The following is a 23,583-nucleotide window of genomic DNA, read 5'->3' as shown; positions in this document are numbered from 1 at the left end:
ACTGTTTAATCAATAAACGCTGTATGACAAGCACCATTTAGCAAGCAATACCTTGATTAACTGAAAAGGCAGTTAATTTGCCATTTTTAAAGTTGAATGCTAGATTGCCAATATAGGGTAAATCATAATTTTGCGGCTCTTTCAGCACGGATTTGGCATGAGTAGGTGAGAGTAAAATCACATATGCAACTTCATTTGGATTGGCGGATTTTGCACTTTTGGGAAAGTCTTTTTTAAATTGTAGAAAGTTATATTGGCTTGTCAGATGTTTTGACCCAATTTGAATTTTATCGCGTATTTGAGTGGATTTATCCCATTCCATCCAAACATCCCCTTTGGTTTGTCCAAGTTGGGCGAAGCTGCTTTTATTTTTATAGAATGAATTATTCTTAACTTGAGGATTGTCCTCTGCATAAATTTCAAATTTTAGAAATTTACCTTTTGATGTGACATGAAATTCAGTATTGCCGGTACATTCTGAATATTCATATTTAAGCTTTACTGGACTTTTGCTGATTAATGCATTTGCTTTTGATGCAGGCAAGGGTAAGGCTAAGTCAACATCATTTACCTTAATACTAGTGACATAGTCATAATCAGCAATGGATGCAGATGCTGCAGAAGTGATGAATATCCCCGTTGTGAAAAAAGTTAAGCGGAAAATTTGTGCTGTCAGTGTAGTTTGCATGGGGAATATAAAATTCTATTCTTTTGATATTTTGTACTCATTCAAATTTTTGTAAACGTAATATTGAAGGTTATATTTTAAATTTTATGGTGTTGCTAATTTGCCGTCAAAATAATTTAAAACTAAAAAAAATTTTGGTTTAATTGCGGCATTAAAAACTAAATTTTAGAATCTAAGAAACTAAAAAGCCCTCCGAGGAGAGCTTAAATATATGAATTATGCAGGCTTAGCGCAGTTTCGATAACCAGTCCCCCAGACTTTGTACGATTTGTACCAAGATCAATAAGACAATGACGGTCATGATGACCACGCTACTATCAAAACGTTGATAACCATAAGAAATGGCAAGATCACCGATACCGCCTGCACCTACTGCACCCGCCATGGCTGTTGCACCAATTAAGCTAATGGTTGCAGTCGTTAAGTTTAAAATTAAAGAGCTACGAGACTCTGGTAGGACAAATTTAGTAATGATTTGCAGCGGAGATGCACCCATCGCTTGAGCAGACTCAATGATGCCGTCATTCACTTCAAGCAACGAAGTTTCAATCAGACGACCAATGTAAGGACCAACATAGATTGTGAGAGGAACAATTGCAGCCCAAGTACCAATTGAAGTACCCACAATGACTTTGGTCAAAGGGATGACCGCAATCAAGAGGATAATAAATGGCAATGAACGCAGCGCATTCACAATCGGGTTCAAACCATGGTAGATGACACGATTAGGCAAAATGCCTTGTGGACGTGAGACATATAAAATCACGGCCTGGATAAAACCCCAAATACAGCCAAAGAGCATGGCAAAGAACACCATGTGAAAAGTTTCTTGTAGGGCAGTGACGAACTGATCCATAGACAAAGAACTTTTCCAAAAGGGTGCTGTAATTTGAGTCAGCCATTGAACAATTAAATCTCTCATTGCTGAACTCCTGCTTGAGTGACTTCAACGCCATGTTGTTCTAAGAACGCCACCGCTTGTTGAATCAATGCTGCATCACCTAATAGCTGAACGAACATTTGTCCAATCACCGCACCATTAATTTCAGTCATATTGGCAAACAAAATATTCAGGCTAATATCAAACTGTTTAATTACCGCTTGAATGACGGTTTCCTGTGCCGAACTGCCCAGAAATTTTAAACAATAAATACTGTTATGGTTTTGATTTTCTAGATTATTTAAAATATTAACAGGAAGCTGTTGCTGCAATACAGTTTGAATAAAGTTTTTGGTTGTATTGTGTTTTGGCTGACTAAAAATCTCTAAGGTTGAGCCATGTTCGATGATTTTCCCTTGTTCCATCACCGCAACATAATCACAAACAGATTCAATCACATCCATTTCATGGGTGACCATCACAATAGTAATGCCTTGTTCTTGATTGATTTTCTTTAATAACGCCAATACCGACTTGGTGGTTTGCGGATCGAGAGCAGATGTTGCTTCATCACACAGTAAAATTTTAGGATGATTGGCAAGCGCACGGGCAATCCCGACACGTTGTTTTTGGCCACCAGAGAGCTCATCTGGATAGGCATTTTTCTTATGTTTTAGGTCAATAAATTCGAGCAACTCTTTTAAACGTTTTTGGCGTTCAGCTTTAGACACACCTAAAAGTTTAAGCGGCATTTCAATATTTTCTGCAACTGTTTTGGTTTGCAGTAAATTGAAGTGCTGGAAGATCATGCCAATATTGGTTCTTTCTTGACGTAGCTCTGCCGAATTTAAAGCAGTAAAGTCTTTATCATGAATAATAATTTGCCCTTCACTTGGACGTTCTAGCAAATTAATTAAACGGATTAAGGTACTTTTGCCTGCACCACTGTAGCCAATTAGACCGAAAATACAGCCATCTGGAATGTCCAGATTAATCTGATCCAGTGCTGTAACGGTTTGGCCTTTTAGCTCAAAATGCTTGGAGATATTTTTAAATTGGATCATAGCGTCAAAAAAGGTTCAGAAATGAAAAAACAGGCAAAGTAAACTTTGCCTGTTTATTTGAAGAAATTATATTACTATTTTGCTTCAGTGAGGTAGCTAGTTGGTTTATTTACATCAATTTTAGTACCACCAAAATGTTCATCGATGTAAGCTTTAACTGCTGGAGTGTGATAAAGCGCGCCTACTTTTTGTAGAACTGGGTCATTTTGACGGTCAGCAGCAACAGCAAGAATGTTCACGTTCATTTTTGTACTTTGGTCGATTGGCTCATAGTAAACTGCATCTTTCAGTACGTTTAAACCACCTTCCATCGCAAGGGTATTACCCAAAACAATCGCATCAACTTCGTCTTTAACACGAACCGCAGTCGCCATTTGAATTGGTTTGATTACGATTTTCTTCGCATTTTCAGTTATGTCAGCAGGTGTGCCTTTTACATCGTCAAAATCAGCTTTAAGTTTGATTAAGCCAGCAGATTGAAGTAGTAACAATGCACGTGATTCGTTTGCGCCATCATTTGGAATCGCAATTGTTGCACCTGTTTTGAACTCTTCAAGTTTTTTGACTTTGCTTGAATAGATACCCATTGGCTCTAAATAAGTAGTCGAAAGCGGTGCGATTTTATCTTTATTGTTGTCATTAAACGCGACCATATAAGCATATGATTGGAATGCGTTAACATCAATTTCTTTGTTTGCTACAGCAGTGTTCATAGACACATAGTCAGTGAAGTTTTTCACTTCAAGTTTAATGCCAGCTTCTTTGGTTTCAGGAAGCGTAGCAATATAGCGCCAAATATCAGCATCCGAACCAGTCGAAGCCATGGTGACGGTTTGCACTTCTGCAGTGTCTTTTTGTTGTGCTGCGTCAGTTGCAGGAGCTTCTTGTTTACCACAGCCTGAAAGGCCAACAGATAAACCGAGAACTAATCCTAGGAGCTTTTTCATATATTCACCCGAGTAAATTTATAAAATTAATAAATTCACAAATCATATTATGGAGAGATTTACTTAAGTCTTTTATCAGACAGGCTGATAGATGCTTAATAATTTAAAATGCTACACAGACTTATACAATTAGATCTGAGTCTATTTCCAAATGGGAAAAGATAGCCATTGCAAGCTGCTGTAAACAAAAGATTTAATAAAGCAAATCTCTATATTTCGCTAGGCATCATATCAATTTTTTATTATTCAATATAGTGATTTAAAAAGTTATGCTTAGCACCAAAATTGTATATGGAATATGTTTAATTAAATAATTTAATAAGTAAAAACAATATATTATTTATAATTAAACTATTTCAGTACATCATATATATAAGTTTAGGTCTATATAACAAATTTTAAAATGTATTGCTGAAAAAATGATAAAAATGAAATAAGTCCTGTCATACACAAAATTTGTAACATTCATATGTGAAAATAACGAAGTGCTCCAATCTAATCTGCATTGAAATCTTTATTGATACATTTACAGTTCAACTCTGATTCATGGTTTTTCAAAATCTTAGATCTAAATCTGAGGAAGATTGAATCCGCTACATTGTTTAATATAAGCTGCTTTATAATTGATCATAATAAATTGCTATGTGCGGCACGCTATGTTAAATCAGTTTGATTTCGTCTCAATTGTAAAAAGCCTACAGTACATTATGGCGGTAGATCGGTGAGCCATGTTTTAAAAGTGGAAGATGGTAGTCAAAAAACCATCGGTGTATTTTTACCTTCAGAGCAACCCATGACGTTTGAGGCGCATGTGAAAGAACGTGTTGAAATCACATCGGGGTAGTGTGTTGTGCAAATTGGGGAGCAGGGAGAGTTTGTACAATATACTTCTAGCGAAAGCTTTATTGTTCCTCAAGATTCTATTTTTAAAGTGCAATGCACCGATGTTGTCGACTATGTATGCAATTTTGATTAAGTATGCTTAGACAGGTTTACAGTTGCTTTAGCTTTACACCTTATGATTTTTAGTTCCTAGGTCATAGCAAATGATTTTTTAGAGCTGAACCCCGCACTTAGCGGGGGTTATATGATTCAATGAATGATTTAGCTTTCTTATGCGAAATGCTGCAGTAACTAAAATTAAGCTTTTTAACATCATCTATAGCCACTGTTTGGCAGAGTTAATGTACTTTAGTTTTGCCGTGAATAATTATTGAATTAGCAAAATGGAATGTGCAAATAATCACTGCGCTGAATTTCATAAAGCACGTGACGGTTTAGTGGGTGTGCAGCTGGTACACGTGGATGATTAAATTCACGGACTTTTTGCATACCAATTTTTTGCATAACATGTTCGGATGGTTTATTTAGACACGCTGTAAATGAAATGACTTTCTCAAGTCTTAGATTTCGAAAAGCATGTTTGAGAACTGCTTTCGCACCTTCGGTGGCATAGCCTTGATGCCAATATTGCGGCAGTAAGCGCCAACCAATTTCAGGGGCATCTGCGATTTCGAACTCAGGTGGATGGATATGTAAGCCGATAAAACCAATAAATTCGCCTGTGGCTTTCAACTCAACGGCATATAAACCCCAACCACGTGTTTCTATTGCATCGCGTAGGCGCTGCATAAATGTGGTGGCTTCTGAAGCATCGAGTTTTTTTAGAAAATAACGCATGACGTCGTCATCTGCACACATTTGGATAAATGGGGCAGTGTCGGAGTCTTTCCATTGGCGGAGGATGAGGCGAGGCGTTGCGATAAACTGATTCATGCTAATTCATCTTTATCTTTTAATTGCTTTGCTTTCTAATAAATATAGTTCATTAATCAATAAAAATTCACGTATTTGTTGTGAATAAGGCTTATCAACTTCACTATGTGCACGTTCATTTCTATAAGCAGTAAATATATTGGTAAATAGACAACCTAGGGCATTTGAAACCTTTTCATTGTTTGTATCCCATGAATAAATTGATTTGCGTTGTTTATCTGAAATGAATGCGGTTTTTAAAAGACTGTTAGAAAACAGACTATGATCATTAATTTTATCTTTGACAATATCTTCTAATCTTGTATATGCCGTTAAGATTGAGTAATTGGGATCATCATTAAATTTAAGAGCAAGATCGAAAATTCGAGAATCAACCAAGTGGAAAGGTAATTCTGTTGGATAGAAACGGTCATTATTGATTTGGTATTCCGTAGTTTTATAAATTGCATAGATGTATTCGTATATGTTAATTGGCCGTACAACTCTAGCTGTGAACATTGTTTCAAGATCTGCATCTGATAATGAACTATGATTTACTTTCTTCATTAATTTTTCAGAAATATTAATTTCTTCAACTTCTATATTGTGCTTTAAAAGAAGTTGCAGTGATGATGCTAATCCTTTAGGTCCTTCACCAGAATAGCCTGAACTAAAGCCTGATCTGATAATGTAAGTATTTCTATTAGATTTGATTAAATATGCATGTATTTGATTGCAAGATAAAAGTAATGCTTTTTCAATATATGTTTGAGTTTGGAGAATGACACCAATAGCGTCTAAACAATCTTGAGTATAAGGTGTCCCTAAATATTGTATTTCTTCAGATGGTCGATTAAATAAATTAAAGATCATTTTAATAAAGTATTTGTTTGATATTTAATTGAATATATCAAAAAAAACCCGCACTCGGCGGGTTGTTTATTTAATTTAAATTAATTAAGCATTTTCACGAGCAATTGCACGGTAACCAATATCTTTACGGTATTGAACACCATCAAAAGTCACTTTTTGGCAAAGCTCTAAAGCTTTCGCTTGTGCTTCACCAATGGTGTTACCAAGCGCAGTCACACAAAGTACACGACCGCCAGCAGTTACAATTTCACCATTTTCAAGTGCTTTAGTACCAGCATGGAACACTTTCGCATCCGCCATTTCAGTGTCTAAACCTGAAATTACATCACCATTGCTAGACGTTTCAGGGTAGCCCTTAGATGCAAGTACAATACCTACAGTCTTACGCTCATCCCATTCAGCTTCTTTTGGTAAGTTACCTGCAATGCCAGCTTCAACCAAATCAACTAAAGATGATTTTAAACGCATCATAATGGGTTGAGTTTCAGGGTCGCCAAAACGACAGTTGAACTCGATCACTTTAGGTTGACCTTGCTCATCAATCATCAAGCCTGCGTATAAGAAACCTGTATAAACGTGACCGTCTTTTTTCATACCTTCAACGGTAGGACGCATCACTTCATTCATGGTTTTTTCAAATACGTCAGCCGTCACCACAGGAGCAGGAGAGTAAGCACCCATACCGCCCGTATTTGGACCTTGGTCGCCTTCAAAGATACGTTTGTGATCTTGAGAAGTCGCCATCGGCAAGATGTTGTCGCCATCAATCATACAAATGAAAGATGCTTCTTCACCTGCAAGGAATTCTTCGATTACTACACGTGAGCCAGCATCGCCAAATTTGTTGCCTGCAAGCATGTCATCAATCGCATCAAATGCTTCTTGATTGGTCATGGCAACAATTACGCCTTTACCCGCAGCAAGGCCATCTGCCTTGATAACGATTGGTGCACCATTTTTTTCAACAAATGCTTTTGCTGCATCTACTTCTGTAAATACATCATAGAAAGCAGTTGGAATGTTGTGGCGTTTTAAGAAATGCTTAGCAAATGCTTTAGAGCCTTCAAGCTGTGCTGCAAATTGAGTTGGACCCCAAATTTTTACACCCGCTTCACGGCAAGCATCGACTACACCATTGACAAGCGGTGCTTCTGGACCAACCACGATTAAATCAACAGCATTGTTTTTTGCAAAGTCGATAATCGCTGCATTGTCTAAAATGTTAAGCGCAACATTTTCGCATTTATTTTCAGTTGCAGAACCCGCATTACCCGGTGCTACAAAGACTTTTGCGACTTTGTCATCTTGCGCGATTTTCCAGGCTAATGCATGTTCACGACCGCCATTACCCAAAACTAAAATATTCATCGGTTCATACTCCATGAATCGAAAATGACATAAAGTCCTCAGCCTAAAAATAGGAGAGGACTTTATGCAAGATTAGAAATCTAGTGTATTAAGCAAAAAAATGTGCTTAATTGTCATGATCAAGTTGCCAACTTAGTGACGGAAGTGACGCATGCCAGTGAAGACCATTGCAATACCAGCTTCATCAGCAGCAGCAATTGTTTCTTCATCACGCATAGAACCACCCGGTTGGATAATGCATTTGATACCTGCTTTCGCAGCGTTATCAATACCATCACGGAATGGGAAGAATGCATCAGATGCCATTACAGCACCTTCAACAACTAAACCAGCATGTTCAGCTTTGATTGCAGCAATACGAGCAGAGTTCACACGGCTCATTTGACCTGCGCCCACACCAATCGTTTGACGGTTTTTAGCATAAACAATTGCGTTTGATTTAACGTATTTCGCAACTTTCCAAGCAAAGATCATGTCATCGATTTCTTGTTCAGTTGGTGCACGTTTAGTCACAACTTTAAGGTCATCTTTAGTGATCATGCCTAAGTCTTGGTCTTGAACCAATAGACCGCCATTTACACGTTTGTAGTCAAGCTGTGCTTTACGCTCAGTGATCGCAGGAAGCTCGCCGCATACAAGTACACGTACGTTTTTCTTCGCGCCAGTCACTTCAAGGACGCCTTCAGCAACGCTAGGAGCAATGATCACTTCAACGAATTGACGGTCAACAATGGCTTGTGCAGTTGCAACGTCTAATTCACGGTTGAATGCAATGATGCCACCGAATGCAGATTCAGGGTCAGTTGCATAAGCAAGGTCATAAGCCGCTTGGATGCCGTCTAAAGATACTGCTACGCCACATGGGTTTGCGTGTTTTACGATGACACATGCAGGCTTAGCAAATGATTTTACACATTCAAGTGCTGCGTCAGTGTCTGCGATGTTGTTATAAGATAATTCTTTACCTTGAAGTTGTTTCGCAGTAGAAACAGATGCTTCAGTTGCTGTGTCTTCTACATAGAAAGCAGCAGATTGATGCGGGTTTTCACCGTAACGTAAGTCTTGAACTTTGTTCAATTGAGTATTGAAAGTACGCGCAAATTTATCTGCTTGACCTTCTTCCTTACCTACGCGAGCGCCTAAGTAAGATGCAATCATGCCGTCATACTGTGCAGTATGTTCAAATGCTTTAACCGCAAGGTCAAAACGAGTTGCATGTGAAAGTGAACCTTCAGCTTTAAGCTCAGCAACGACAGTTGCATAGTCAGATGCATTTACTACGATACCTACAGATGCATGGTTTTTCGCAGCAGCACGAACCATAGTCGGACCACCGATGTCGATATTTTCAATCGCATCAGCAAGTGAGCAGTTCGGTTTTGCAACAGTTGCAGCAAACGGATAAAGGTTAACAACTACCAGATCGATTGCATCGATGTTGTGTTCAGCCATCACAGCTTCGTCTAGACCGCGACGAGCTAAGATACCACCATGAATTTTCGGATGTAGCGTTTTTACACGGCCGTCCATCATCTCTGGGAAACCTGTGTGCTCTGAAACTTCAACTACGGCAACATTATTGTCTTTCAACAATTTGTATGTTCCGCCAGTAGATAAAATTTCTACCCCTAGAGCAGCAAGTTCTTGTGCAAATTCAACAATTCCAGTCTTGTCAGACACAGAGATTAAAGCGCGTTTAATAGTCATGATCTTCGTCACAGTTTTCAAGGAACAGATTAAAACAAAATTAGCAAAATGCAGGTTAAAAAAAATGCCTGCGGAAGCCGCAAGCATTTTATCATTTATTCACTCATTAAACCGTGAGCTTTCAACTTTTTACGTAAAGTACCACGGTTTAAGCCGAGAATCTCAGCAGCGCGGGTTTGATTACCACGTGTATATTCAAGAACTACAGATAGAAGAGGCTTCTCCATTTCCGCCAGCACCATATCGTATACCTGAGATGGTTGCTCGCCTTGCAATTGTGCAAAGTAATGGCGAACTGCGCGATCTACGTGAATACGAAGAGCGACATCAGATTGTGCAGTAAAAATAGGAGATTTGCTATTCATGCGAATTAATCCGAAAAATCAAATATCACTTGGGTAAAGTGATTTGTTAAAAGTGGTCTATAAACTTGAATGAACTCCGTTTTAGTTCCTAATGCGGAGTTCTAAAACTTGTACATTACTTGTAGCTTGACACAACTCGCAAAATTGTTCGAAAAATAAGCGTAACAATAGATTAATAATTGTTACAGCCTAAAAAACAAACAAAAAATCTACTCAATACGCAATAAATATTAAAGCGCACGGTTGGGATTGTATTTGTTGTGAAAAATTAGCGAGGAGTTTGCAGCACAAAGCTTTCGTGGCGCGTATCATACCATTGTCTAGGAAAAAGTGAGCAAGAAAACTGCATTTTTTTTATGTTTTTTTTACTTTTTTAATAGTTTTTTCCAATATTAGGGGCGAATCAACTCAATTGAATAATTATCGAAGCTCTTGCGTGCAATTGGTAGACTAAATTGGAATTTAAAAGGACTACTTTTTGGGATCCGTTGGATGCCATGCAGACTTTTGTCCAAATACTCTTCAGGTAAAAGCGTATAGTTTGCTATTTCAGTACCATTTTCTTTTAGTGAAATTTTCATATTGGGTAAGGCAAGGCTACGGTCATGAAAATTGATCATTTCACCTGTAAAACGTGTTTCATTATTTCCAATGCTACGAATTTTGACTTTTTTGGTACTAATTAAACTGTAATGTTCCTCTAGGCGTGAACAATTGAATACATCACAGACCGCAGTAAATGCAGCACCCATCACTGGACTATTTTTTAAATATTGAGGATTGAACCAGAAAAACTGGAATATAAGTGCACCAAATAAGAAAGCATTAATACAGAACCACATAAAATAATTCAGTGGTGTACGTTTTTTATCTTTTTCAGCCTGTTCTGCCCAATTTACAGCAGGCAGGTTGCCGATCGGTTCGGTGCTGAAATAATTTAAGTTATTTAAATAAGTTTTTAGATCGATATTAGAGTTTTCGACTTTTTGATCAAATAGTTTTAATAAATGGTGGGTTGGTGTTTCTTCAACAGTCACTGGTGTAAGCGTATTATTAAATTCGCTGACATTAATAATAGTATTGGAGTTTTTTTGAGGGGCATTTTCTTGCTCAGGGGTAGAAAAAGACAACGCTTTATCTACCACCAAATGAGACAGTGCATTAAAAGATGTAGAGCACTTTGGGCAACAAACCATGCCCTGAGCGACAGTAAGCTGCGGAACAGTTACTTTATATGTTGTAAAACAAGTTGGGCAGTTAGTTAATTTGTCGCTCATAAGTACACATTTTAAATTTTAATACTGTTGGCGTTTACCCGAAATTCGGCACCATGTTTCGTCACGTTTTTCTACGTCTAATATATCAAAAAATTCAGAATAAACACTAGAAACATCAGAAACTTGCTCTTCAATTACACCTGCAAGTGCGAACTCGCCCTCAGATTTAATTAAAGTTGAGAATTCTGCAGCCAAGGCCATTAGAGGGCCTGCAAGAATATTAGCAACAAACACATCGGCTTTTTGTCCAGCGAGTTCTTGGTTGAACTCTTCAGGTAGGCCTACATACAGATTTTCCAGTACACCATTCAATTCGGCATTTTGTTGTGTTGCTAAAACCGCTTGTGGGTCAATATCAGTGGCATAAACTTTTTTTGCACCCAAAAGTAAAGCTGCAACACCTAAAATACCAGAACCACAACCGTAGTCGATTACGATTTTATCCTTAAGATCAACTTTACCTAACCATTGTAGGCATAAGAATGTTGATGCATGGTTGCCAGTACCAAATGCCAGACCTGGGTCTAGTTTGATGTTTACGGCGTCTGCTTCTGGCGCTTCCATCCATTCTGGTACGATCCAGTATTTTTCACCAATTTGGATAGGCTCGTAAGCATCCATCCATGTGCGTTCCCATTCTTGGTCTTCAATGAATTCGCTACGCATTGGCGCATCAGGAAGTTGAGCTTTAATAAATGTTTCTAATGCAGCAACATCAATTTCTTCATCATCTTCTTGTGCATAGATACCAGTTACGATCACTTTATTCCAAAGTGGTGTTTCACCTGGAAGTGGTTCAAGTAAATCCTGATTTTCTGCATCATCTAGCGTGACACTGACTGCACCTAAAGAACTGAGCAGCGTTTCAGTGTAATCAACTTGAGCTTTTTCAACAGTAATATGAATTTGTAACCACTTCACGGACATAACCTAAATGAGTTTTATAAAAAGCTATTGTAACGGAACTCGGCAACTTGCAGCTAGCGATTATCAAAATTGACAAAAAATAAAAGGATGCACGTGGCATCCTTTTAACTTTTCAGCGACTTAACTTTTAATTGTTTCTGTTGTCGTTGTCGAGATCGGTGCGAAACGTGTAATTAGGAAGCCAAATACAGCGGCAAAGATGTACATAAAGATTGAATAAACCGCCGCAGGCATTGCAACGGCCGAGCTTGCCATCACTGTTAAGGCGATGGTCATGGCTAGCGTGCTGTTATGAATACCGATTTCAAATGCACATGCACGTGCCTGAGCACTATTGATGCCAAATAGTCTCGGAACAAAATAACCGATACATAAGCTGAAAATACAGAATAGAACCGTTGCTAAGCCAACTTGGGTTAGATAAGCCGCAATATTATGTCGTTCAGAATAAATAGCACCGATAATAATTAAGATGAGAAAGACCACAGCAAAGATACGGAGTGGTTTATGCAGTTTCTCAGTTAGTTTAGGTGCATAGTGACGAAGTAACATACCTATACAGACGGGGATGATAATGATGCCGAAAACTTGGAGGATTTTTCCAAATTGCAGACTGATTTGTTGGCCTTCTTGCATGAAGTGCATGATCGAAAAATTCACGATCAATGGAAGGGTTAATGCTGCAATGACAGAGTTGATGGCGGTCAGGGTAATATTTAAAGCCAAGTCACCTTTAAATAGATAGCTAAATAAGTTCGCTGTACTACCACCAGGTGAGGCTGCAAGTAGCATCAAGCCGACAGCAAGCAGTGGTGGTAATGCTAGCAGTTTACATAGTAGAAAGGCGATACCGACAAGCAACACGAGCTGGCAAAATAATGCGATCAACACGGCTTTAGGGTGCTTGGTGACACGTGCGAAATCTTTGGGGGTAAGTTCTAGCCCAAGCCCGATCATAATAAAGGCCAGTGCTAATGGCAAAAGAACCGTAATAATTCCAGAATCCATCTTATTTATTCTCCTTGAGCATATTTAATGGTGTTTCACCAAAGTCCTTATGGTGATTACGTTTGAAAAATAGTTTAGGTTTTCACTTGTTGAATTAGGTGGCTGCCACGGCGTGTCAAAATAAAACCAAATAAGGTTGCCAATAAATACATAAAAATAGAATAAACACCGGCAGGTATTGCGACTGTGGTGTTTTCAAGCACACTCAGTGCGATGGTTAGGGCGATACTGGTGTTATGAATACCAATCTCAAAGGTACACGCACGAGCCTGCTTTTCAGGCACATCCGAGAGGAATGGAATTAAGTAACCCAAAAATAGTCCACTGAAACAGAGTAAACAGGTTGCAATGCCGACGCTGGCAAAATACGTAATAATGTTGGATTGTTCGCGCAAAACTGCGAGTGTAAAGATAAGAATTAATAAGAAAATAGACAACATTCGCATCGGCTTGTTGATGTGATATGCAATGGTCGGAAAGGAGTTGCGAATAAACATACCGAAACATACCGGTATCAAAATAATCAGAAATACATGGGTGATCTTATCGATAGGCATACCAATACTGGTACTTTCACCAACAAAATGCAAAATGGATAGATTGACGATAAAAGGCAATGTAAAGCACGATACAACTGAGTTAATGGCCGTTAAGCTAATGTTTAAAGCAATATCACCTTTATATAGGTAGCTAAAAAGGTTTGCTGTGGGGCCACCGGGTGAAGCCGCAAGCAACATGAGCCCCACCGCAAGTAATGGGGGTAACTCAAGCAACTTACACAGGAAAAACGCAATACTGGTCAGTAGAATAAGCTGAGTAAATAAAGCGATGAAAATAACTTTTGGATAGCGTCCAACGCGTAAAAAGTCTTTGACTGATAGTTCAAGCCCCAAACCCATCATCATGATGGCTAAAGCAATGGGCAGAAAAAATGCAAATAATCCCGAATCCATGGAATTTCCTGATATTTTTATCCTTATAGTATTTTTTGAGTTTATCTCAGTTTAATAAATAAGCAATAAATAAAAGCGAGTAAAAACTGATGTTTTACCCGCTTTATTTTTGATCTGTTAATTGGTCGATATTTTCATCGACAACTGTTTATTTAGGACGAGGAGGAGTAAACCCTAAAGCACATTTTCCTTTAATTTCTTGTCCATTAATCGTTGCAGTAGTGGCTTTTGCATCTGCACTACATGTGCTTAATAATTCGGCTTCTTCGCCATGAAGATTTGCATTTTTGGACGAGCTAAAAAATTGTGGTTCGCAAGTACCATTCCAGATAATACCGCGATAGGCAAATGATACTTGAGCGCCTTGGCTTTTACCTTTACAGACTTGTTGATATCGCTGTGCATCATACACTTTCTCAACTTTATCATTGGCTGAGGCAGCAAGTGGTGATAAACATAAACCGCATAAAACCGTGGATAGCAAAATATTCTTATTCATGCTTATAGTCCTTATGATTCTCATGGGATCTATAACAGAATAAAAAATCATCAGAATAAAACAACAATCTTCGAGTAACATTTGCTTGAGAAATGTATATTTTTATGTGGAATATGCAAAGTATGTATGGTCATAAAGAAATATATAGGCATAAAGCAGTAGTCAATAACAATAAAATCGAGTTAATCAGTCAACTTATCGGTGAATTTTTGCTATAATCTTCCGTCATCCTTTTTTAATCTCCTTTACCACTATGCATTATCCTAAAGTTTACGATGTCATTGTTATCGGCGGCGGTCACGCGGGTACTGAGGCAGCTCTTGCTGCGGCACGTATGGGTCGACAGACTTTACTCTTAACTCATAATATTGAGACTTTAGGGCAGATGAGCTGTAACCCAGCCATTGGTGGTATTGGTAAATCACATTTAGTACGTGAAATTGATGCGCTTGGCGGTGCTATGGCATTGGCTGCCGACAAAGGTGGTATTCAATTCCGTATTTTAAACTCACGTAAAGGTGCGGCTGTTCGTGCGACTCGCGCGCAGGCTGACCGTATTCGTTATAAAGCTGCGATTCGTGAAACCCTCGAAAATCAAGCGAACTTGGATATTTTCCAACAAGCAGCTGATGACCTTATTGTTGAAGGCGATACCGTTAAAGGTGTAGTCACCCAAATGGGTATTCGCTTTGATGCGAAAACTGTTGTATTGACTACAGGTACATTCTTGGGTGGTGTGATCCACGTAGGTCTAAATAATGCTTCAGGCGGTCGTGCGGGCGATCCTCCTTCAATTTCATTGGCTGCGCGCCTTCGTGAATTGAACTTACCTGTAGGTCGTTTAAAAACTGGTACACCGCCACGTATCGATGCGCGATCAGTTGATTTCTCTGTAATGACGCCACAGCCGGGTGATTTCCCATCTCCGACTATGTCATTCATGGGTGATGCGTCGATGCATCCTGAGCAAATCAATTGCTATATCACACATACCAACGAGAAAACTCACGATATCATTCGTGGCGGCTTAGACCGTTCGCCAATGTATACTGGTGTGATTGAAGGTGTGGGTCCACGTTACTGCCCATCGATTGAAGATAAAATTCATAAATTTGCCGATAAAGATTCGCATCAAGTGTTCTTGGAACCTGAAGGTCTAGATACACATGAGCTTTATCCAAATGGTATTTCAACTTCATTACCATTCGATGTTCAGTTTGAATTGGTTCGCTCGATTCGTGGTATGGAAAATGCGCACATTTTGCGTCCGGGTTATGCAATTGAGTACGACTATTTCAACCCACAATCATTGAAATTCTCTTTAGAAACCAAATCGATTAATAACCTGTATTTTGCAGGTCAAATTAACGGTACAACAGGTTATGAAGAAGCGGGAGCGCAAGGTTTGCTTGCAGGCTTAAACGCAGCACGTCGTGCATGGGATCAAGAGCAATGGACACCAAAACGTGATGAAGCGTACATGGGTGTGTTGGTTGATGACTTGATTACTCTCGGTACTAAAGAACCGTACCGTATGTTCACGTCACGTGCGGAATACCGTTTGATGTTGCGTGAAGACAATGCGGATCAGCGTTTAACTGCGATTGGCCGTGAAATGGGGCTGGTGGATGACGCACGTTGGGATTCTTTCTGTCAAAAAATGGAAGCTGTTGAAACTGAAAAAGGTCGTTTACAACACCTTTGGGCAGCGCCAAACAATCCACTAGGCAAAAAATTCGTTGAAATGACTGGCGATGACCTGTCAAAAGAAACCAATGCAATTGATTTGCTCAAACGTCCAAATATCAACTTTGCGCAAATTGCTGAATTGACGGGTTCTGAAGTTTCAGCATTTGTGGGTGAGCAAATTGAAATTGCTGTGAAATATGCAGGTTATATTAACCGTCAGCAAGAAGATGTTGCGCAAATGAAGCGTTTGGAAGATACACGTATTCCTGCTGATTTTGATTACGATGTAGTTTCTGGTCTTTCACGTGAAATCACCATGAAGCTGAAAAATGTATTGCCTGAAACATTGGCACAAGCAAGTCGTATTCCAGGTGTAACACCTGCGGCTGTTCAATTGGTGATGATTACGATTCGTAAGAATAACCAAGCGAAAAAATCTGCATAAGATTTTGAGTTAAACAGAAAACCCGCTCTGTTGCGGGTTTTTTATTGTCAATAAATTATTGGTTGTTGGTATTTGATCGGATTAAATGAATATTTTGATCATCATTAGTTTTAGCTATGGTTTGATTATTAAAATCTTTCATAAACCTAAGTGATTGATAATTAATTATAAATACAAAAAATAAGATCTAAAAACTATTGATATACAAAGTTTTAGGTCTTAATGGTGGGCTTTTGGTCGTGTGAATTCCGACCTTTGTAGTGGTATTTATTCTACCCAATAAAGCCGAAACTTCAGGGCATGGCGTACAAGTGGGTTTACGCTACATGAATGGAGTTCGATTATGGCAAATCAACAATCGGGAAAAATGCAAAAATTTCTAACGGTATTTTTGTGTTTCTGGGTAGCATTTTTTGAAGGTTTTGACCTGCAAGCGCCCGGTATCGCAGCAAAAGGAATCGCAGCGACATTTTCCTTAGATCAAGTGCAAATGGGTTATGTGTTTAGCTTAGGTGTGTTTGGTATGTTATTTGGCGCGTTCTTTGGGGGGCGTGTCGCTGACTATTTGGGACAGAAGAAAGTCCTGATGCTGTCGATTTTTATCTTCGGTGTATTTATGTCTATCACGGCAGTTGCACCAAGTATTGAAATTTTATATATCGCACGATTCTTTACAGGTTTAGGTTTGGGTGCTGCGATGCCAACGATGATCTCGGTGGTGGGTGATGAAGCGACGGATGCTAACCGTGGGCGCTTAAATAGTTTGATGTACTGTGGCTTACCCGTAGGTGCAATCTTTGTTGCTGGCTTGGGTATTGTTTTTAAAGATATCTCATGGCATACACTATTTTTAATTGGTGGTTTAACGCCTTTAATCTTGATTCCATTCATGGCGATTATCTTAAAAGATAAGCGTACAGAAAAAGTTCAGGCAGAAACCAAAGAAGCTGTTCCAGCGATGGGGCAAATCCTGTTTGCTGAACAGCGTTATAAATATACATTGCCGCTTTGGTTGAGTTTCTTCTTTACCTTAATGGTAAACTATATTCTGATCAGTTGGTTGCCTAACTTGCTTATGGGGCAAGGGCTGGAAAAGCAACAAGCTTTTATGATCATGTTGATGTTCCAAGTGGGCGCGGTGATTGGTACGCTGGGTTTAGGCTACTTGCTGGATCGCCTAAAATTATGGCAAATGGCAGTGATTATCTATTCAGGTTTGTTTGTGGCATTATTTGTGCTGTTTACAACAAATTCCATTCCTGTACTCATTGCTGCAGGCATCATGGGCGGAATTTTCTCTACAGGTGGTCAATCGATTTTGTATGGGATCTCTCCAATTTTCTATACACCAGCTGGGAAAGTGACAGGTGTGGGAAGTGCAATTTCATGGGGACGTTTGGGTGCAATGACAGGTCCATTACTTACAGGCAAGATTTTGGCGCTAGGTCTAGGAACGACAGGTATTTTAATTGCAAGTGCGCCGGGTATTGCTTTGTCAGCTATCGCGGTGGCTGCATTATCTGCCTATAAGTCATCCCTTAAGAGATAATCGAAATCAGTCAAATTTAAAGGAGCTACGGCTCCTTTTTTATTGAATAAATATCTTTAGCTGAAACTAAGTTTTGTTAGAATAAATCTAATATTTATGAATAAATTTACTTCTATGTCTTACCAATTGATCGAACTTGATATTTCTCCTTCAGATAACATTCAGTGTCCACATTGTCAGCAACAAGTGATTGATTGGTCAGAAGAGCAGTATGTGCAGCCTTGTGAGCATGTGTTGTTTATTGCAATGGATATTGGTTTTGAGTTTATTACCGATGAATTTGAGCAAACCATGCAGCATACAGTCGATGACTTGCATGCTAATGATGATCAGTATCATATGTTTACTGAAATTACCGCCTCGAGCTTCCCTGAGTTTCTGATTTATAAGTCTGATTTAGGGGTGGAAGGTTATTCACGTTATGTCGGCTTTACGGCATAAAATATTGCTAAAAAATCTCAAAATAAAAAAGCCAGTCAAGTGACTGGCTTTTTTAATGAAAATCAGAAAATTAACTTTCTAATTCTTCTTCGACATCATCTTCGGCACTGTCCATACCGAGTTCTTTAAGTTTACGGGTTAAAGTGTTGCGACCCCAACCTAAAAGTTCTGCTGCATGGCGCTTACGCCCACGTGTTTGCTGTAGTGCAGCATTGATGAGGGTGCGTTCAAACATTGGTGTGGCAATGTCGAGAATTTTCATCTCACCATTTTTAAGTTTTTGTACGGCCCATTGACCAAGTAACTCATCCCAGTGATGTACGCCGATACGATCAATCCCTTGAGCAGCAGGGTTACCGTCTGTGCCTTGAATTGGAATCTGTTTTAATTCAGATGGTAAATCTTCTGGATACACTTCACGGCCTGTGATCATAACCGTTAACCAACGACAGGTATTTTCAAGCTGACGCACATTACCTTGCCATGGCAGTTTTTGCATGTATTCTTGCGTTTCAGGACGCAGAATCTTCGGACTCACCCCAAGTTCTTTACCTGCACTTGCAAGGAAATGCTGTGCAAGCATCGGAATATCTTCACTACGATGTGCAAGTTTTGGAATATGAATACGAATGACGTTTAGACGGTGGTACAAGTCTTCACGGAAGCGACCTTCATGTACTAACTTTTCTAAGTCTTGGTGCGTTGCCGCAACGATACGGACATCCACCTTGACTGGGATGTGACCACCAACGCGGTAGAATTCGCCATCCGCTAAAACACGCAATAAGCGGGTTTGGGTTTCAAATGGCATGTCGCCAATTTCATCAAGGAAAAGAGTCCCGCCATTGGCTTGTTCGAAACGACCTTGACGCTGTGTGTTGGCACCGGTGAACGCGCCTTTTTCATGACCAAATAATTCAGTTTCGATCAAATCTTTTGGAATTGCCGCCATGTTGAGCGCAATAAAAGGCTTGTTGCCACGTGGTGAATGCTTATGCAGCGCATGCGCAACCAATTCTTTCCCTGTACCTGATTCACCATTAATTAATACAGTAATGTGTGATTGAGAAAGACGACCAATGGCACGGAAGACTTCCTGCATAGCAGGTGATTCACCAATAATCTCTGTAGATTGAATCGGTTGAATGGTTTTAGCAGATTCTTGTTGTTGTAATTTGGCAATATGTAAAATTGCACGGTTTACAAGAGCTAAGGCTTCATCAATATCAAAAGGTTTTGGTAGATATTCAAATGCACCCGTTTGATAGCTCGACACAGCAGATTCTAAATCTGAATGTGCTGTCATGATGATCACAGGTAAGTCAGGGTAGTTGCCTTTGACTTTACCTAAAAAGGTCAGTCCATCAATACCCGGCATACGGATGTCTGTCAAAATAACATCTGGCGCATCGACACTTAACTGATCTAAAGCGGATTGTGCTTCTTCAAAACTGGTAACATCAAAACCTTCTTCTTTGAATGTTTTTTCCAGCACCCAACGCATGGCGCGATCATCATCGATGACCCAAATCTTATTACGCGACATGATCTGACTCCCAAGGTAAATATAGGCTAAATACTGTTTTTCCAGGAACTGATTGGCATTCAATCATTCCGTTATGTTGATGCATAATATTTTGTGCAATGCTTAGACCGAGACCTGTGCCTTTCGCTCGTCCTGTCACTAAAGGGTAAAATACGGATTCTAATATTTCTTGTGGGACACCCGGTCCATTGTCCTCGATGTCAATGCGCACCGCAGAACGTTTTAATACACCGTTGATGGTGACTAAACGTTGAATACGTGTGCGCAAAGTGAGTTCTGGTTGATGCTCAACAAAGAACTCTTTGTTTTCCGTCATTGCCTGAACGGCATTAACACTGATATTCAGCATGACCTGAATCAATTGATCACGATCTGCGAAAACATCCGGTAAAGAAAGGTCGTAATCACGGGTGATCTTAATTTTCTTCTTGGTTTGGTTGACGATCAGTGAACGGACGCGTTCAAGTGGTTCGTGCACATTGACTGGCTCGTAACTTGGCAATTGTCTAGAGCCAAGCATAGTGTCAGCAAGATTACGTAATCGATCCACTTCACTAATAATAATGTCGGTGAATTCGCTGTACTTCGGATCATTTAAGCTACGCGCTAAAAGTTGTGTCGCCCCACGGATACCACCGAGTGGATTTTTAATTTCATGGGCAACACCACGAATCAGTTGTCGTGCGACTTGATGCTGTTGAATCAGGTTTTCTTCTTTAGAGATTTTCAACATCCGGTCGATTTGATTCAATTCAATCAATAGCAACGGGTGGTAGGGTTTGCCAGAGTTGAGCTGTGACACAGTGTAATCGACATGAATGTCTTTAAAGTTGACATTAATCGTTGCTTCTCGGCGCGTATAGTGTTGACCAGAAGTTAATGTATTCATTAATGCATCATGCGTATTGAATTCATCATCGGGCATATGGAGTAAATTTAATACAGGCTGACCTGATGCACGAAGTAAACTGATGTCAAAAAGCGCTTCACAAGATGAATTTAAATAAAAAATATTCAGGTTGCTATCGACCAATAAAATGGCAGTGGTTAAATTATCCACTAAAAGCCGGTAATCAATCGTCATAGTCTGATCCATTAGCGAGAGGTTCCTGTCTTAAAATGGCGCAATGGCATCTTCATAAAGCAAATCGTTCAATCTAATAAGGTTCGAATTGATGCAAGTTATGCAAGATATAAGCCAACTATTTTAGAAATACGCTAAGTTTTGATGCTTATTTGAATAAATGCGCTTATTTAAGACTTTAAATAAAGTGTATAGCCGATTAAAAACAGGCTGTAAATATAAAATGCATTAAAATGGTGCAAATGAAATTATATGGATGAATTTATAGCATTATTTTGGTGCGTGATATAAAGAGTGGCCTTTTCACCTGTTTTTATGTTTTGAAAAGACATACAATACGCGGATTATAGTGGAGCGCAGATTCATGAAATCCCCCAAAGTCGGTTTTGTTTCTTTAGGTTGTCCTAAGGCATTGGTAGATTCCGAACGAATTTTAACTCAGTTAAAGACTGAAGGTTATGATGTAGCATCAGATTATGATGGTGCCGATTTAGTAGTTGTAAATACCTGTGGTTTTATTGAATCTGCAGTACAAGAGTCGCTAGATGCCATTGGCGAAGCGATGAGTTCAAACGGTCGCGTAATTGTGACTGGTTGTTTAGGTAAAGACGAAGACAAAATTCGCCAAATGCACCCAAATGTCTTAAAAGTGACAGGTGCTGCGGCATATCAAGAAGTGATGGAAGCTGTGCACGAATACGTGCCTGAGCCACCAAAACACAATCCGTTTATTGATCTAGTACCTGAACAAGGTATTCGATTAACACCAAAACATTATGCTTATTTGAAGATTTCAGAAGGTTGTAACCATCGTTGCACATTCTGCATTATTCCAAGCATGCGTGGTGATTTGGTTTCTCGTCCAGTAGGTTCAGTATTGACTGAAGCTCAAGCACTGAAAAAAGCAGGCGTAAAAGAAGTTCTTGTGATTTCTCAAGATACATCGGCTTATGGCGTAGATACTAAATACAAATTGGACTTCTGGAACGGTCAGCCCGTTAAAACCAAATTCTATGACATGTGTGAAGCATTGGGTCAATTGGGTATCTGGGTGCGTCTGCACTATGTATATCCATATCCACATGTGGATGCTGTGATTGACTTAATGGCACAAGGCAAAATCCTGCCATATTTGGATATTCCATTCCAACATGCAAGTCCTAAGATTCTAAAACTCATGAAACGTCCTGCGCACAGTGAAAATACACTGGAGCGTTTAAAAGTTTGGCGTGAAAAATGCCCTGATCTTGTGATTCGTTCTACATTTGTTGTGGGCTTCCCAGGTGAAACTGAAGAAGACTTCCAAATGTTGCTTGATTGGTTAAAAGAAGCGCAGCTTGATCGTGTGGGTTGTTTTACTTACTCACCAGTTGAAGGCGCGACTGCAAATGATTTGCCAGATCATGTGGCTGAAGAAATCAAACAAGAGCGTTATGAACGTTTCATGCAAGTTCAGCAAGAAATCTCTGCTGCGAAATTGCAAAGCCGTATCGGTCAGAAAATGACAGTACTTGTGGATGATCTTGAAGAAGAGTTCCCAGTTGCTGTTGCGCGTTCTTATGCAGATGCACCTGAAATTGATGGTAATGTTTTTGTTGAAGATATCGATAAGTCAGTGATTAAAGCAGGTGATTTACTTGAAGTAGAAATCACAGATGCAGATGAATATGACTTATTTGCAAAACTAATCTCGGTTAAGTCTGCTTAAACGATTCATTAAAAATAATTGAAATTAAATAATTCGGAGTTGATGATGCTTGATTCTAAAAAACCACGTTTTGGTCGCATCCTGCTTAAGCTTTCAGGTGAAGCTTTAGCGGGCAATAAAGAGATGGGTATCGATGCACAAGTGCTCGATCAAATGTCACTCGCAATTGCGCACCTTGTTGGTTTGGGTGTTCAAGTGGGTATCGTTGTCGGTGGTGGTAACCTTTACCGTGGTAGCCAATTACAAAAAGATGGTTTGGTTGGCCGTGTAACAGGTGACCAAATGGGTATGTTGGCCACTGTGATGAACGGTTTGGCACTGCGTGATGCTTTGGTACGTCGTAATATCAAAACTCGTCTAATGTCAGCTTTGCCCATTGGTGCTGTAGTTGAATCATATTCTAGCCGTGATGCAATTCGTCATTTAACACGTGGCGAAGTTTGTGTATTTGTCGCAGGTACGGGTAACCCATTCTTTACGACAGATACAGCAGCATGCTTACGCGGTATCGAGATTGAAGCCAATCTTATTCTTAAAGCGACGAAGGTTGATGGCGTATACAACAAAGATCCAAGTAAATATGAAGATGCAGTGAAATACGATGCATTAACATTTGACCAAGTTTTAGATGAAAAACTGGGTGTGATGGATTTAACTGCGATCTGCTTATGCCGTGACCACAACGTTCCACTTCAAGTATTTGATATGAACAAATCAGGTTCATTACTTTCAGTGGTAATGGGTGAAAAAGAGGGTACTCACGTTACTAACTAATGTACGTGGGCCCTAAAGCTCTTTATACTACAAGCT

The 23,583-nt window shown here is 39.4% G+C and carries 21 protein-coding genes and 1 pseudogene; 6 read left to right on the top strand and 16 right to left on the bottom strand.

Annotated features, from left to right (window positions below):
* Nucleotides 1-37 precede the first annotated feature (37 nt).
* The 4 genes from FTV50_RS05880 to FTV50_RS05865 form a co-directional block, all read right to left on the bottom strand.
* Nucleotides 38-688: a hypothetical protein gene (locus tag FTV50_RS05880; RefSeq protein ID WP_180023819.1), complete on the bottom strand. Its 651-nt coding sequence runs from the start codon at nt 686-688 to the stop codon at nt 38-40.
* A 226-nt stretch (nt 689-914) separates the two neighbouring features.
* Nucleotides 915-1,610, bottom strand: a complete 696-nt coding sequence (locus FTV50_RS05875; RefSeq protein WP_078188742.1) for a methionine ABC transporter permease — start codon at nt 1,608-1,610, stop codon at nt 915-917.
* Complete coding sequence (locus tag FTV50_RS05870; RefSeq protein WP_180023818.1) at nt 1,607-2,632, bottom strand: methionine ABC transporter ATP-binding protein; 1,026 nt, start codon at nt 2,630-2,632, stop codon at nt 1,607-1,609. The genes FTV50_RS05875 and FTV50_RS05870 overlap by 4 nt, the downstream gene beginning before the upstream one ends.
* Before the next feature lie 74 nt (nt 2,633-2,706).
* Nucleotides 2,707-3,579: a MetQ/NlpA family ABC transporter substrate-binding protein gene (locus tag FTV50_RS05865; protein ID WP_180023817.1), complete on the bottom strand. Its 873-nt coding sequence runs from the start codon at nt 3,577-3,579 to the stop codon at nt 2,707-2,709.
* 656 nt (nt 3,580-4,235) lie between these two features.
* On the opposite strand from FTV50_RS05865, the pseudogene FTV50_RS05860 reads away from it, so the two are divergent.
* Nucleotides 4,236-4,555 (top strand): annotated as a pseudogene (locus FTV50_RS05860) (pyrimidine/purine nucleoside phosphorylase).
* A gap of 242 nt (nt 4,556-4,797) precedes the next feature.
* On the opposite strand, the gene FTV50_RS05855 reads toward FTV50_RS05860, so the two are convergent.
* From FTV50_RS05855 to FTV50_RS05810, 10 genes are all read right to left on the bottom strand, one after another.
* Nucleotides 4,798-5,355 (bottom strand): GNAT family N-acetyltransferase, encoded by a 558-nt coding sequence (locus FTV50_RS05855; RefSeq protein WP_180023816.1) that lies wholly within the window; start codon nt 5,353-5,355, stop codon nt 4,798-4,800.
* Nucleotides 5,356-5,367: 12 nt separating this feature from the next.
* Nucleotides 5,368-6,207: a TIGR02391 family protein gene (locus FTV50_RS05850; RefSeq protein ID WP_180007760.1), complete on the bottom strand. Its 840-nt coding sequence runs from the start codon at nt 6,205-6,207 to the stop codon at nt 5,368-5,370.
* Nucleotides 6,208-6,291: 84 nt separating this feature from the next.
* Nucleotides 6,292-7,575 carry a phosphoribosylamine--glycine ligase gene (gene purD, locus FTV50_RS05845; RefSeq protein ID WP_180023815.1) on the bottom strand — a complete coding sequence of 428 codons (1,284 nt, stop codon included), beginning with the start codon at nt 7,573-7,575 and terminating at the stop codon, nt 6,292-6,294.
* A gap of 132 nt (nt 7,576-7,707) precedes the next feature.
* A complete protein-coding gene (gene purH / locus FTV50_RS05840) occupies nt 7,708-9,282 on the bottom strand; it encodes a bifunctional phosphoribosylaminoimidazolecarboxamide formyltransferase/IMP cyclohydrolase (protein ID WP_180023814.1) in 1,575 nt (524 codons plus the stop codon).
* Nucleotides 9,283-9,377: 95 nt separating this feature from the next.
* Nucleotides 9,378-9,647 (bottom strand): DNA-binding transcriptional regulator Fis, encoded by a 270-nt coding sequence (gene fis / locus FTV50_RS05835; RefSeq protein ID WP_001086304.1) that lies wholly within the window; start codon nt 9,645-9,647, stop codon nt 9,378-9,380.
* Between the two features lie 392 nt (nt 9,648-10,039).
* Nucleotides 10,040-10,924: a DUF3426 domain-containing protein gene (locus tag FTV50_RS05830; RefSeq protein WP_180007762.1), complete on the bottom strand. Its 885-nt coding sequence runs from the start codon at nt 10,922-10,924 to the stop codon at nt 10,040-10,042.
* A gap of 18 nt (nt 10,925-10,942) precedes the next feature.
* The gene (prmA, locus tag FTV50_RS05825; protein WP_180021694.1) at nt 10,943-11,845 is read right to left on the bottom strand and encodes a 50S ribosomal protein L11 methyltransferase; all 903 of its coding nucleotides are present in this window, start codon (nt 11,843-11,845) and stop codon (nt 10,943-10,945) included.
* 126 nt (nt 11,846-11,971) lie between these two features.
* A complete protein-coding gene (locus FTV50_RS05820) occupies nt 11,972-12,859 on the bottom strand; it encodes a bile acid:sodium symporter family protein (protein ID WP_180003877.1) in 888 nt (295 codons plus the stop codon).
* Nucleotides 12,860-12,933: 74 nt separating this feature from the next.
* Nucleotides 12,934-13,812 carry a bile acid:sodium symporter family protein gene (locus tag FTV50_RS05815; RefSeq protein ID WP_180023813.1) on the bottom strand — a complete coding sequence of 293 codons (879 nt, stop codon included), beginning with the start codon at nt 13,810-13,812 and terminating at the stop codon, nt 12,934-12,936.
* Nucleotides 13,813-13,960: 148 nt separating this feature from the next.
* Nucleotides 13,961-14,311, bottom strand: a complete 351-nt coding sequence (locus FTV50_RS05810) for a hypothetical protein (RefSeq protein WP_078188731.1) — start codon at nt 14,309-14,311, stop codon at nt 13,961-13,963.
* Nucleotides 14,312-14,564: 253 nt separating this feature from the next.
* Here FTV50_RS05810 and mnmG point away from each other — a divergent pair, with 253 nt between their 5' ends.
* From mnmG to FTV50_RS05795, 3 genes are all read left to right on the top strand, one after another.
* Nucleotides 14,565-16,445 carry a tRNA uridine-5-carboxymethylaminomethyl(34) synthesis enzyme MnmG gene (mnmG, locus tag FTV50_RS05805; RefSeq protein WP_180003879.1) on the top strand — a complete coding sequence of 627 codons (1,881 nt, stop codon included), beginning with the start codon at nt 14,565-14,567 and terminating at the stop codon, nt 16,443-16,445.
* A 343-nt stretch (nt 16,446-16,788) separates the two neighbouring features.
* Nucleotides 16,789-17,994, top strand: a complete 1,206-nt coding sequence (gene mhpT, locus FTV50_RS05800) for a 3-(3-hydroxy-phenyl)propionate transporter MhpT (RefSeq protein WP_180023812.1) — start codon at nt 16,789-16,791, stop codon at nt 17,992-17,994.
* A 114-nt stretch (nt 17,995-18,108) separates the two neighbouring features.
* Entirely contained in the window at nt 18,109-18,435 is a 327-nt protein-coding gene (locus FTV50_RS05795; RefSeq protein ID WP_078193710.1) for a hypothetical protein, read from the top strand.
* Nucleotides 18,436-18,505: 70 nt separating this feature from the next.
* Here the strand turns inward: FTV50_RS05795 and glnG are convergent, their stop codons facing one another.
* Together glnG and glnL are read right to left on the bottom strand one after the other, a co-directional pair.
* On the bottom strand, nt 18,506-19,981 hold the full coding sequence (gene glnG / locus FTV50_RS05790; protein WP_180023811.1) for a nitrogen regulation protein NR(I): 1,476 nt from the start codon (nt 19,979-19,981) through the stop codon (nt 18,506-18,508).
* Nucleotides 19,971-21,077: a nitrogen regulation protein NR(II) gene (gene glnL / locus FTV50_RS05785; protein ID WP_078193537.1), complete on the bottom strand. Its 1,107-nt coding sequence runs from the start codon at nt 21,075-21,077 to the stop codon at nt 19,971-19,973. Before glnL ends, glnG begins: the two co-directional genes overlap by 11 nt.
* Nucleotides 21,078-21,429: 352 nt before the next feature.
* Here glnL and rimO point away from each other — a divergent pair, with 352 nt between their 5' ends.
* Both rimO and pyrH read left to right on the top strand, forming a co-directional pair.
* Entirely contained in the window at nt 21,430-22,773 is a 1,344-nt protein-coding gene (gene rimO / locus FTV50_RS05780) for a 30S ribosomal protein S12 methylthiotransferase RimO (protein ID WP_180023810.1), read from the top strand.
* A 45-nt stretch (nt 22,774-22,818) separates the two neighbouring features.
* Nucleotides 22,819-23,547, top strand: coding sequence for a UMP kinase (pyrH, locus tag FTV50_RS05775; RefSeq protein ID WP_078193535.1), 729 nt, complete (start codon nt 22,819-22,821; stop codon nt 23,545-23,547).
* Nucleotides 23,548-23,583 lie beyond the last annotated feature (36 nt).

This window comes from Acinetobacter sp. YH1901134 (genome assembly GCF_013416965.1).
GTDB classification, from domain to species: Bacteria; Pseudomonadota; Gammaproteobacteria; order Pseudomonadales; family Moraxellaceae; genus Acinetobacter; species Acinetobacter amyesii.
The sequence above is the reverse complement of the archived record's forward strand: the minus strand, read 5'-3'. Positions and strand labels throughout refer to the sequence as shown.